At 73.4% G+C, this 12,393-nt stretch carries 8 protein-coding genes; 1 reads left to right on the top strand and 7 read right to left on the bottom strand.

What is annotated here, in order from left to right:
* Positions 1-209 precede the first annotated feature (209 nt).
* The 6 genes from WMF14_RS31390 to WMF14_RS31365 all read right to left on the bottom strand — a co-directional run bounded on the left by WMF14_RS31390 (position 210) and on the right by WMF14_RS31365 (position 8,967).
* On the bottom strand, positions 210-1,877 hold the full coding sequence (locus WMF14_RS31390) for a hypothetical protein (protein ID WP_437792185.1): 1,668 nt from the start codon (positions 1,875-1,877) through the stop codon (positions 210-212).
* A 55-nt stretch (positions 1,878-1,932) separates the two neighbouring features.
* On the bottom strand, positions 1,933-2,709 hold the full coding sequence (locus tag WMF14_RS31385; RefSeq protein WP_437792182.1) for a hypothetical protein: 777 nt from the start codon (positions 2,707-2,709) through the stop codon (positions 1,933-1,935).
* A 140-nt stretch (positions 2,710-2,849) separates the two neighbouring features.
* On the bottom strand, positions 2,850-4,499 hold the full coding sequence (locus tag WMF14_RS31380; protein WP_437792179.1) for a hypothetical protein: 1,650 nt from the start codon (positions 4,497-4,499) through the stop codon (positions 2,850-2,852).
* Between the two features lie 235 nt (positions 4,500-4,734).
* Positions 4,735-6,315 (bottom strand): hypothetical protein, encoded by a 1,581-nt coding sequence (locus WMF14_RS31375; RefSeq protein WP_437792176.1) that lies wholly within the window; start codon positions 6,313-6,315, stop codon positions 4,735-4,737.
* A gap of 71 nt (positions 6,316-6,386) precedes the next feature.
* A complete protein-coding gene (locus WMF14_RS31370; RefSeq protein ID WP_437792173.1) occupies positions 6,387-7,322 on the bottom strand; it encodes a tetratricopeptide repeat protein in 936 nt (311 codons plus the stop codon).
* A gap of 58 nt (positions 7,323-7,380) precedes the next feature.
* Positions 7,381-8,967, bottom strand: a complete 1,587-nt coding sequence (locus WMF14_RS31365) for a serine/threonine-protein kinase (RefSeq protein ID WP_437792171.1) — start codon at positions 8,965-8,967, stop codon at positions 7,381-7,383.
* A gap of 464 nt (positions 8,968-9,431) precedes the next feature.
* Here WMF14_RS31365 and WMF14_RS31360 point away from each other — a divergent pair, with 464 nt between their 5' ends.
* Positions 9,432-11,051 carry an ABC-F family ATP-binding cassette domain-containing protein gene (locus tag WMF14_RS31360; RefSeq protein ID WP_437792168.1) on the top strand — a complete coding sequence of 540 codons (1,620 nt, stop codon included), beginning with the start codon at positions 9,432-9,434 and terminating at the stop codon, positions 11,049-11,051.
* Between the two features lie 147 nt (positions 11,052-11,198).
* Here WMF14_RS31360 and WMF14_RS31355 read toward each other — a convergent pair whose 3' ends face one another.
* The gene (locus WMF14_RS31355; RefSeq protein WP_437792165.1) at positions 11,199-12,272 is read right to left on the bottom strand and encodes a lipase family protein; all 1,074 of its coding nucleotides are present in this window, start codon (positions 12,270-12,272) and stop codon (positions 11,199-11,201) included.
* Positions 12,273-12,393 lie beyond the last annotated feature (121 nt).

Raw genomic sequence — 12,393 nt, 5'->3', positions numbered from 1 at the left:
CGAGCGACGCTGCCGCCCCCGCCGTGGTGGACGCTGAAGCATCCGACGTCGGCCGGTTGGGTCCGCGTTGGGCCACACCCGAGGAGGATCCAGCCGCCCGTGTCCCGTAGAGGTATTGAGAATTGTTGGCCTTTCCGTCGCTCGCTCCGCCGCACGAGTGACGAGGCCCAAGGTCGTCCGCGGTTGTGTTCCTCCGGTGGTCCCCCGGGTCAGCGCGCGCCGGAGAGCCTGGCGATGAACCCGCGGGACTCGTTATCGCTCTCGCTCCCGAGCGGCGCGTCGAGCCCGTCGAGGTGGAGCGCGCCCGTCACGGTGCCGGCGACGTAGACGGGCCCGCCGAGCGCCCCGTCCACCGCGACGACGCGGAGGGCGACGGTGCCGGCTCCTTCGACCTTGGCCGCGGAGATCAGGTTGCCCTGCGCGTCGAGCCGCATCAGAAACCCCGCCCGCTTCTGGGACGTCGTGAGGCTCCCGGCGCTCCCCAGCGGGATCGCGCCCGTGAACTCCCCCGTGACGTAGATCGCGCCGGCGCCGTCCACCGCCACGCCGGCCGCGACCTGGCTCTCCTTGCCGTCGCCGAACCCGCGGCTCCACACGACGCCCTTCCTCGAGACGCGCGCGACGAAGAAGCTCTCCGTGTCCCCCGCGTCGGGCAACGCCGGGCAGCCGCCGCCGAAGTCGACGACCCCACGGTACGAGCCGGCGATCACGACGTCGCCGCCCGGGAGCAGCGCGGCGCCGTGCTGCGCCACCTGCTGATCCCCCTCGAGGCTCAGCGTTGTCACGTCGACGAGAGCGCCGCTGATCGCCGCGTAGCGCGCGACGAAGACGTCGCGCTGCTCCGCGGCGAAGGGGGTGTCCCCGCCGAACGTGACCGCTCCGTCGAGCGACTCGTAGTCGCCCACGACCGTCACGAGGTTGCCGGCCGCCTTCGGGTTGACGGGGAGCGCCTTGACGGTCACGGCCGCCCGCGGCCCGAGGCGGTGTTGCCACTTGCACGCGCCGTCCGCCGGGTAGAGCGCGGCGAGCAGCGCCGACTCCGCCGGGACGCTCTTCAGCTCGCACGGGCCGAAGCTCCGGGCGGCGTCCGACACGTCGACGGCGAAGACGACCGCCTCGGAGCTCGCCGCCATGGCGCGCGCCGTCGTGTTGTGCTGCGCGTCGAGGCTCCACGCCCACCCGCAACGGCCGTTCGCGTCGAGCGCCGCGACGAAGCTCGTCGTGTAGCTGGTGGCGACCAGCGGAGGGCCGACGCGGCACGCGTCGAGGAGCCCACCGGGGAGATTGGTGGCCCCCGCGGCCTCCCCGGCCACGTAGGTGGCGCCGTTGCTTGCGGCCAGGTGCAAGCCCCAGACATCGTTCGCCGACAGCCCGTACCGGGAATCGTTGGCCCCGCCGGAGGTCCACTTCGCGACCGAGAAGCGAAACGCCCCGCTGGCGAGGACCTCCGTGATGACCGCCGTCAACGCGCCGTCCGACGCCGCGAGATCGCCGACGTCGAAGCCGAGCGTCGCTCCCCAGCTGGCCGACGGCTCGACGAGGGTCCCCTCGGCGTCGCTGCACAGCGGACCCCCGCCGCCGCTGCCCCCGCCGCCGCCCCCGCCATCGCCGCTGCTGCCTCCGCCGCCGCTGCCACCCCCTCCGCTGTCGCCGCCTGCTCCTCCGGCGCCCGCACCCCCGGCGCCCTCACCACCGGCGCCCGAGCCTCCGGCGCCGGGGCCCCCCGAGGAGGAGGCCGAGGCGGCGTCCGCGCTGGACTCCGACGGAGCCAGCTCGCCGACCTCCAGCCCGATGAGCGCGTTGCAGCCTCCCGCCGCCGCGGCGAGCAGGCAGGCGCACGACACGACGGATCGGATGGCGCGCGGTTCGGGTCTCATCGGATCGGCTCTCCGTTGCGTGACATCCTCGAGCCGCCGCCGAGGCAGCGCAGGCTCAATGACATTCCCTGACGTAATTGGGAAAGGTGATGGTCGACTTGCAGGTGAGGTCGCAGGAGCCGAACGGGCCCCGGCTTCCACACGGGACGTCGCTCAGAAACACGCTGCTCTTCGCGGTGCAGACGAGCAGGCCAGTGCATTTGACGGAGTCGAACTCCGTCTCCTCCCCGCCGCTGCAGTCGTAATCGAAGCTGCGTCCCGGAGGGATCGGCGTGTCATAGAAGGTGCTCGGCTGGTTCGGGTGGACCGAGGGGTTGTCGTCGTTGCAATCGTCTCCGCCCTCGCACGCGGTCGACAGATAGCCGTCCCCGTCGGCGTCGCAGTCGACGGTGCCGCCGCTGGCGCTGGAGGTCGCCGGGCCGGCGCTCGTGCTGGAGGTCGTCGAGCCGCCGCCGGCGCCGGAGGTCGCCGGGCCGGCGCTCGTGCTGGAGGTCGCCGAGCCGCCGCCCGAGCCGGAGGTCGCCGGGCCAGCGCTCGCGCTGGAGGTCGCCGAGCCGCCGCCCGAGCCCGCGGAGCTGCCGCCGACGCCCGGCGCGTCGCCGCCGGCGCCCGTCGAGCCGTCGCCGTTCCCGCCGGCGCTGGAGGTCGCCGAGCCGCCGCCGGGGCCCGCCGCGCCCGAGGATGCGGCGGCGGTGCTCGCCGATTCCGTGGCGCCGCTCGCGTCGCCCGTGCCGGTGCTGGAGCGTTCCGTGAAGGTGGCGTCGGGGAATCCACAGCTGAGTCCGGCAGGGAGGGCCAGGCAAAAACAGACGAGGCGGTGGAGCGAGCGCATCCTCTCATGGAAGCTGCCAGTCCCCCCTTCGTCAACCCGGGCCGGAATGCGCGCCGCTGCGGTCCGGTCGCAGGCTCCGTGTCGTCGTGCGGAAATGTCATGGACTGCTCGTGGGGTGCGCAGGCGTCCGCGCATGGCGCTCACGGCAACCCCTTCACCCGGGCGATGAACCCTTCGCCCGACGCAGCGCTGGAATGGTCGCTGGGGACGAGAGAGAACGTCTCCGTCAGCTCACCGCCGATGGTGAAGGGATCGCTGATCGTCGCGCCCGGCGCGACCGCCCACACGCCCACGGTGCCTGTCCCCGCGAACGCGGTCGCGGAGAGGACGTTGCCGCCGGGATTGAGCACGATCAGAAAGCTCTGCAGTTCGTCCGCCCCGGCCGTGAGGCTCTCGCCGTTCCCCAGGGCGATCTCGCCCTCGAGCGTCCCGGCGATGTAGATCGCGCCTGCTCCGTCCACCGCCAGACTGACGACCATCTGATCTCGCTTCTCGTCGCCGAACCCGCGGCTCCAGACCACTCCCTCCTTCGAGACGCGCGCGACGAACGAGTTCTCCGTGTCTCCCGTGGGAGGCAGGAGCGGGCAGTCGTCCTCGAAGCTGAAGGACGGCCCGGTGTAGGTCCCGGCGACCACGACGTCGCCGCCCGGGAGCAGCGCGGACCCGTGCCGCGCCGCCGCCTGGCTCCCAGCCGCCGTGAGCGGGATGAGGCCCGTCAGGGCGCCGTCATCGAGCCGGAAGCGCGCGACGAACAGGTCGCGATCCGGCGCGCGGGGGAGCGTTCTCCCCTGGATGTCGAGCGGCCCGTCCGGCGCATCGTAGTCGCCGACGACGAGCACCTCGCCGGTCTCCGGCGCGGCGATGACCTCCGCGACGTGCACGGCCGCGGAGGATCCGAGCGCGCGGCTCCACCGGCACTTGCCGCCTGCGTTGAAGGTCACGAGATCCGTGACCCCGCGCTGGTCGGCGGCCCCGAGGACGCAATCGTCGGTGGTCGCGCTCGTCGCCCGTGATCGCGAGACGGCGAGGGCGACCCGGTCGGCCGTCGCCGCGAGCCCGAGCGGGTGGGCGTTGGACTCGGCCTCCACGCTCCAGGCCCACCTGCACTTGCCCAGCGCGTCGAGCGCCAGCAGGAAGCTCGGCTTGCGGCCGGTGTCCGCGCCCGCGCTGGCGGTGCACCTGCCGCCGGACGCGAGCAAGGTGAGGGGAGCTTCCGACCAGGCGGCCACATAGGCGAGGTCCGAGACGACGGCCAGGTGCTCGGCCGAGACGCTGCCGAGCATGTCGCCGGTCGTCGTCCCGTACGCGCTATCGCGGACCCCGGACGCGCTCCACCTCGCGACCGAGAACCCCGTCCTGATCTTGGTGGGCTCGCTGGCGAGCTCCCGGCTCTCCTTGATCAGGGCCGTCACCTCGCCGTCTCGCACCGCGAGGCCGACGACCGACAGGCCGGACAGCTTGCCCCACTCTCCCGCGGGTGCCCGGACGGCTCCCTCGCGGGTGTAGCTGCACAACGCCTCGTTCCCGCCGCCCGAGCCGCCCTCGCCGGCGCCGCCCTCACCGGAGCCGCCCTCGCCTGAGCCGCCGCCGCCGGAGCCGCCCTCGCCGCGACCGCCTTCGCCTCCTGCGCCGCCGGCCGACACGCTCGAAGCGGTCGCGCCCGCGCCGCCCGTCGAGGAGTCGAGCTCGCCGACCTCGAGCCCGATGATCGCGTTGCAGCCCCCCGCGGCCGCGGTGATGAGCAGCCCGGCGCAGAACATGGGTCGAGTGCTCCTGAGATCGCGCTTCATCTCCCGTCTCCTGGTGGCGCGGCGTCGCCGGCAGCTCTCGCCTCGCTCGCCACCATCGACTTCATGGCGAGCGTCGCTCCAGGAGTCGAGAGGGTTCCGGCGCATCCCCCACCGAAAGGCGCGCTCTCCGCCGTCCGCCATCGGCCGGAGCGCGCGCCGCGGCGATCCGGTCGCGGCGGCCGACGCGGGGGGCGGGCGTCGAGCGCTCACGGCCCGGCGCGCCGGACAGCGGGGATCACCGCGCGCCCGGGAGCTCGGCGACGAACCCGTGCCCCATCGCGTCGGTGAGCGGCGGGTCGCGCCCGATATCGAGGGTGCTGCCCAGCTCCCCGCCGAGATAGAGGGCGTCGCCGGGGGCCGGGCCGGGCGCGGACGCCCACACGTAAGCGTCGCCCGTCCCCTTCAGCTCGGAGGCGGAGACGACGTTGCCGCGGGCGTCGAGCACGATCAGAAACCCGACCATCGGATCGGCGTCCGTCGCCGGAGCGACGAGCTTCCCGCCGTTCCCGAGGTCGATCTCGCCCTGGTAGTTCCCCGTCACGTAGATCAGGCCATCGGGGGCCGCCGCCACGCTGGTGACCCACTGCCGATGCCCCGCGTCGCCGAACCCGCGGCCCCAGACCACGGACGGGCCGGAGACGCGCATGACGAAGAAGTTCTCCATGTTCGGCGCGTCCTCGTCGGGCGCCGGCGGGCAGCCCTCGCCGAAGTCGAGCGAGCCGGCGTAGGAACCGACGATCACGACGTCGCCGCCCGGGAGCAGCGCGGCCCCGCGCTGGTCCACCTCCTGACGCCCGGGGAGGGGGAACGCGTCGATGCCCTTGAGCGACCCCTCGGTCAGCGCGAAGCGCGCAACGAACACATCGCGATCCTGCGAGGGAGGGAGCAGCGCTCCCCCGACGACGTAGCCCTCCTCCCCCTCGTAGCGGCCGACCGCCAGCACCTCGCCGCGCGCCTCGTCGACGAGGAGCCCTCCGACGGTCACGGCCGGCGACGGGCCGATGGGCATCCCCCACAGGCAACCGCCCGCCGCCGGATCGATCGCGGCCAGCCCGACGGACGTCTCCGCGCCGCCCATCGCGAGGGTGCACGTGCCGTCGTTCACGCTCGGCCCCTTCACCGAGGCGGCGATCACCACCGCGCCGGGCGCCGCCGCGAGGCCGAGCGGGGTGGAGGTGGCGCCGCCGTTCGGCGACCACGCCCACCGGCACTGGCCCTTCTCGTCGAGCGCAGCGAGGAAGCTCGGGTGAGAGAGCGCGCGCCCGGTGATGACGCACCCGGTGGACGCGCCGGACAGCTGGGGGCTGCTGTCCGACCACCCGGCCACATAGGCGAGCCCCTGGCCGATGGAGAGGTGCGTGGCCTTGATGTCGCCTTCCAGCAGATCGGTCGCCGTCAGCCCATACCCGGCATCGCGGGTGCCGCCGCGCGCCCACCGCGCGACGGAGATCGTGCCCTTCTCGTTGACGATGGCCGTCACCCCGTCGCCGTGCGCCGCGACGTCGGCGACGTCGAGCCCGAGGGTCGTGCCCCAGCGCGCCTGCGGCCCGCGGATCGCGCCCTCGCGATCCCCGCTGCAGAACGGCGCCTCGCCGCCGCCCCCGGCGTTGCCGCCCGCGCCCGCGCCGCCGCCGTCGCCGTCGCCTCCGCCGCTGCCGCCCGCGCCGCCGCTGTCGCTGCCGCCGCCCCCGGCGTTGCCGCCCGCGCCCGCGCCGCCCGTGCCGCCCGTTGATGCGTCCAGCTGGCCGACCTCGAGGCCGATGAGCGCGTTGCAGCCTCCCACGCCCGCCGCGACGAGCAGGACGGCGGAGAACACGGCTCGGACGCTCCTCTGATCCCGCTTCACCACCCGGGCCCCTCCCTCGCGGCGGCGCCGCGCAGCTCCCGTCAAAAGACGACCGTCGCCACGGCGCCTCCCGGCACCACGCCGATCGTGGCCCGGGGCGGGGCAGACCCTTGCCCCGAGGAGGGCGCCGTGAAGACGAGCACCGCGCCCGTGCCCAGCGCCGCCGCCCCGACCAGGAATGCGACCGTCGAGATCGTCCCCGCGGTCACGCCCTGCTTCTGCAGCTTGATCCCCTGATCCAGGCAGACGTTGTCCTCGTCGCAGTACGCCTCTGCGTCGGCCTTCTTTCCGATCGCGCGCGCGCCGAACACGGCGCCGACGCCGATCCCGACCGCGCCGACGCCGGCGCTGATCCAGCCGGCCGTCCGCCGGGGCGAGCCTCCCGCCTCCTGCGGCGCTGTCCTCGGCGGGAGCGCAGGCCCCGCGCTCGCGGCGGCCGCGGGCCCCTCCGGCGCCACGAGCAGCTCGATCTGCGCGCCCTCGGCGAGCTGCACCGTGAAGGTCTTCTGCTTCCGGCCCGGCGCCGCTGCCGTCACGTGGACCTCCCCCGGATCCACCGGCAACGGCGAGCCCAGCGAGCCCGCGCCGACCGGGACCCCCGCGCGCTGCACCGCCGTGTCCGCGGGCGCCCCCGGCGCGAGCCGGATCGTGAGCCTCGGGACGCGGGCCTCGAGCGCCGCTGCGCGCGACTGGGCGATGGGGCGGCGGTCGTCGTTCGCGGGCAGATCGCGCGCGAGCTGCCGGAAGATCGACCACGCGGTCGCGACCCTGCCGCGCTTCTCCTCGCAATCGCCGAGGTTCAGCAGGGCCCCGGGCGCCGGATCGAGCTCGTAGCTCTCCCGGAATTTCGGGCACGCGGCGTCGTAGTCCTTCGCCTGCAGCGCCGCCCTGCCGGCGTCGAACAGCGCCTCCGCGGCCGCAGGATCGCGCCCCTGCGCGGAGGCGTCGGGGCAGGCGAGGAGCACGGCTCCTCCCACGGCGAGCACCTCCGCCGGGAATCGTCTACGCGAGCTCGATCTACGCATCCGTGCGGCCTCAACGTCTCCGGTTGTACGGGTCCTCCGCCGGCGTCGGCGCGGGGGCCGGCGTCGGCGTTGCGGGCGCCTTCGTCGCGGTCGCGGGGGATCGCGCCCTGCCCCCGGCGGCGGGCCGCGGCGCGGCCGCGCTCGCGCTCGCCGGCGCCGCGGCCGTCGTGGGCGCGGCCTCGGGCTCCGGCGTGGTCGCGGGCGCGGACGGCGCGATCGCGGGGACCGCATCGCCGGATGGCGCCGGCTGCACGCCGGCCCTGGGCGAGCCTGCGCTGTCGGGCGGCGCCGTCGTGGCCCCGGCGCCCGCGGTGAGGCGCGGCTCGGCCTCCACCGTGGAGCCATGCGACGGATCTTCCGCGCCCCTGGCGCCAGCGCGCTGCCACCACACGAGCGCGACCAGGGCGCCCACGGCCAGCGCGCCGGCGCCGGCGAGGAGCGCGCCCGTGACCGCCGCGCGCGGCGCGGAGCGCTCCCCGCTGGCCGAGCGCTCCACGACCGGCGAGACCGTGCCGGTGCTGGCCGCGCCGCCGCCGGCCGCGACGCCGCTGGCGGTGCCCGCCGCGGCGAACTCCGTGCCGCGCGGCCCGCTCCCGGGACCTCGCGCCTGCGCCGACGGGCGCCCTGGAGGATCCGAGTGCAGGAGCGCGCGCCCGTGCTCCGAGTGCAGGGGCGCGCGTCCGGGAGGGGGCGCGCCCGGGGCCGGATCGAGCGCCGCGCCGCCCCGCGCCTGGCGGAGCGCGCGCTGCATCGCGCTGGCGTTCGGCCAGCGGCGGTCGGGGTCGAACGCGAGCGCCACGTCCATCACGCCGGCGATCGGCGGGGGCAGGGCCGGCAGGACGCTGCCCACGGGCGGCGCCGGCTGCGTCATCGCCGCGAGGAGCAGCAGCGGGAGCGTCTCGGCCTCATGCACGTACCGCCCCGAGAGGAGCTGGTACATCGTGCTCCCGACGGCCCACAGATCGCTGCGCGGGTCGACCCTGTCCCACTGCCCCCTCGCCTGCTCCGGCGGCATGAACTGCGGCGTCCCCATCAGGGTGCCGGCGCGCGTGGAGGCGTTCGCCGGCGAGGAGAGCTCGCGCAGCCGCGCGATGCCGAAGTCGAGCACCTTCAGCTGGCCCTGGCGCGTGAGGAACAGGTTGTCCGGCTTGAGGTCGCGGTGCACGATCCCGCGCTCGTGCGCGACGGCGAGCACGTCGAGCAGGTCGTCGGCGATGCCGAGCACGTCGCTCACGGCGAGCACGCCGCCCGGCTCCCGCGCGCGGCGCGCCTCGACGGTCTCGCCCTCGAGCAGCTCCATCACCAGGAACACGGAGCCGTCCTCGGTGACGTCGTCGTCGAGCACCCGGACGATGCCCGGGTGCTCGACGCGGTTGGCGACGTAGCCCTCGCGCAGGAAGCGCGAGCGCGCCTCCTCGTCCTCGGACAGCTCGCGGCGGAGGATCTTCACCGCGCCGCGCATCCCGTTGCGGTGCGTGGCGGCGTAGACCATGGCCATCCCGCCGAAGCCCAGCAGGCGCTCCAGCCGCCACTTGCCGCGCAGGACCTGGCCTACGAGCGCCTCGGGCCGGAAGCCTTCAGGGTTGACCCGGGTCATCGGCGAGGATCACCCCCGGCCCGGGCGACGTGGGTCGTCGCCTCGCCCGTGAGGCCAGCGGAGCCAGCGAGGCCGGCGCGGCTTTGGCGACGGGGACGGCTGACGGGCGCGCGAGGCATGACCGGCGCATGTTACCCCGGTCTGCCGCCGCGGTGCGTGAAACCGTCCAAGGTACGCCCGCGCGCTCGCCGGAACGGGCGGATCCCGCGCCTCGCGGGCAGCGGCGCGGGGCCCGACGCGCCCGACGACCTAGACGTCGCGCGCGAACGGGGACGCTTCGCCGGCCTCACAGGGGCCTCACAGGGGGGATCGAGCGAGCATGCGCAACACCACGAGGAAGCGCCGGCGCGTCGCCAGCCCGCCGCCCGGCGCGCCGAGGTGACGCGCCTGCGCCCGGGGGGGGCGCTGCCTCCGGAATTCACCGGAACCGCAGGCGCACACGTGCTACGCCCGGCGCCGCTGAGATGATCACGCTCGAAAAGCTCACCAAGCGGTACGGTCCCAAAATTCTCTTCGAGAACGTCACGATGCGCTTCGACCCCGGCAAGCGCTACGTGCTCGTCGGCGCGAACGGAGCGGGGAAATCGACGCTCCTCAAGGTCATCTCCGGCGAGGAGGAGTCGGATCAGGGCTCGGTCGAGATCCCGAAGCAGCTCCGCGTCGGGGTGCTCAAGCAGGACCATTTCGCCTACGAGTCCTGCCGGATCCTCGACACGGTCCTGATGGGCAACCGGGCGCTCTGGGACGCGATGCAGGAGCGCGATCGGCTGTACGAGGTCGAGATGACCGACGAGGTCGGCATGCGGCTGGCCGAGCTCGAGGGCACGATCGGCGAGGAGGACGGCTACACCGCCGAGTCGCGCGCCGCCGAGATCCTCGAGGGGCTCGGGATCGCGACCGCCCGGCACACGAGCGCGGTGAGCACGCTCGCGGGCGGGTACAAGCTCCGCGTCCTCATCGCCCAGACGCTCTTCGGGGGCGCGGACGTCCTGCTCCTCGACGAGCCGACGAACCACCTCGACCTCGACTCGATCCGCTGGCTCGAGTCGTACCTGACCGACACCTTCCGCGGCACGCTCCTCGTCGTCAGCCACGACCGGCACTTCATGAACGCGATCGCGACGCACGTCGCCGACGTCGACTACCAGACGGTCACGCTCTACACGGGCGACTACGACGACTTCATCGAGCAGAAGACGACCGGCAAGCGCCAGTCGGAGGCCGACGCCGCGCAGAAGAAGAAGAAGATCGCCGAGCTCAAGGACTTCGTGGCCCGCTTCGGCGCGAGCGCGAGCCGGTCGAGCCAGGCGCAGTCGCGCGTGAAGGAGATCGAGAAGCTCGAGGCGGGCATCCAGGTGCGGCGCTCGAGCGTCGTGCGCCCGTACATCAAGTTCGAGATCGAGAAGCCCTCCGGCCGCGACGTGCTGCGCGTCGAGGGCCTCTCCAAGGGCTTCGGCGATCGGCGCGTGATCCAGAAGCTCGATTTCAACCTGAACCGCGGCGACAAGCTCGCGGTCATCGGGCCGAGCGGCATCGGCAAGTCGACGCTGCTCAAGCTCCTCGTCGGCGAGTACACGCCGGACGCCGGGGCCGTCACGTGGGGCCACGACACGAACGTCGGCTACTTCGCGCAGGATCACCACGAGGCGATCGAGGCGGGGTTCACGGCCTACGACTGGCTGTACCGCTTCGACCCGACCGCCCCGAAGGAGCACGTGCGCTCGGTGCTCGGGAAGCTGCTCTTCAGCGGCGAGGCCGGGCTCAAGAAGACGGAGAACCTCTCCGGCGGCGAGGCGGCGCGCCTGTTCCTCGCGAAGCTCATCCTGGTGAAGAACAACATCGTCGTGCTCGACGAGCCGACGAACCACCTCGACGTCGAGAGCATCGACGCGCTCCTCCAGGCGCTCGTCGAGTACAAGGGGACGGTCGTCGTGACGAGCCACGACCGGCACTTCGTGGGCAAGCTCGGCACCCGCGTGCTCGATCTGTCGGCGAAGGAGCCGCGCGTCTTCAACGGCACGTACGACGAGTACCTCGAGGGGCCGGGGAACCCGGAAGCGCTGAAGAACGCCAAGGCCTCGTAGCGCGCCCGCCGGAGCCCTGGGCGCGCGAGCCGCCCTGGGCGCGCGAGCCCCGGGACGTGTTCGAAAGCGCGCTCCAGGGCCCGTGCGGAGCCGTTCGTCCGCTCGGGGCACGGCCACGGTGGCTATCACCGTGGCTCGACCTCCCTCTCAACTGCTCTCTCCACCGAGCTCCGACCGGCGCAGACGCAACGAACGCTGGGAGACGCTCACGTACCTGTGCGGGGCGTGGTCGTCCGACGAGAACGGCAGCTGCAGTCGGCGGACCAGGGAGAGCCGCTGCTCGACCCAGGCCAGGACGTCCACCGCGGAGCCGAAGAGCGCCGTGTCGGCCCGCCGCACGGGCTGCTCCGAGAACACCCAGCCTGCCGCGCTCGATCGGAGCTCGTGACCGAAGTGCTCGACCCTCCCGATCGACGGCGGAGGGAACATCGGCACGCTGTCATTGGCATGGATATCGCGGAGCGTAAGGATATGGCGGTAGAGCAGGTGTCCGTAAGTATTCTGACATCTCCGGGCCGAGATCTCGTTTCCGATGCGCGGCTGCCCGTACGTGTAGATGCCGCGCACCACGTTCCTGATGTCCTCGTGCTCCTTGTCCTGGAAGATCATGGCCGCAGCGAGGGCCGCCAGCGCGCCACCCAGGCCGTGTCCTGTGATGTAGAGCGCCTTCAGGTGGTACTTGAGGCGCTCGCCGGCCGCGTCGGAGCCTGCGGGGGCGTCCACCGATACGAGCTCGCCCTCCTGGTCGACGACCGATCGCGCGTTCATCGCCCTCCTCAGACGGCAGGCGATGTAGCGCGCCATCGGCTTGCGGCTGCGGTAAACGCCGCTCCGCACGGCGTCCCACGCGTGGAGCCGATCCGGCGCGACGCTGGCGTCAGCCAGCCGGTCGATGGGGTTCGCCGGCTCTGTGCCGCGGAAACACAGGATCGCCGCCGAGCCATCGACGTGCTGGAGGAGCGATGCGCTCGTCCGCGCGAAGCGGGCATCGTTGTTCAGCGTGATGGCGTAGCACCGGTTCTCGAACCCGAGGCTGTTCATGACGTCGTGGAGCATCTGCGGGTCCGCGTAGGACCACGCCGACGCGAGCGAGAGGGCATACGCGATCGCCTCGTCGTACTCTCGCTCGTTCCGCTCCATCTTGCCCAGCAGGTCGATGGCCCTCCCGCTGGCAGGGGCCCCTTTGCGCTCCTCTCGGCGCTCGACGTTGGTGACGAACATGATGTGCTGTCGCTTTCTGCGCTCGGTGGGGGCGGCGCCACTGTGCCATTTGCTCCGGACGACCCGAGCCGGCCTCGCCGCGAGCCCTCGATGCGTTGAATCCCGAGGCGATCCCTTCGAT

This window comes from Sorangium sp. So ce693, from assembly GCF_051521375.1.
Classification (GTDB): domain Bacteria; phylum Myxococcota_A; class Polyangia; order Polyangiales; family Polyangiaceae; genus Sorangium; species Sorangium atrum.
Note: the sequence above shows the minus strand (reverse complement) of the source record. Positions and strands in the feature narration are given on the sequence as shown.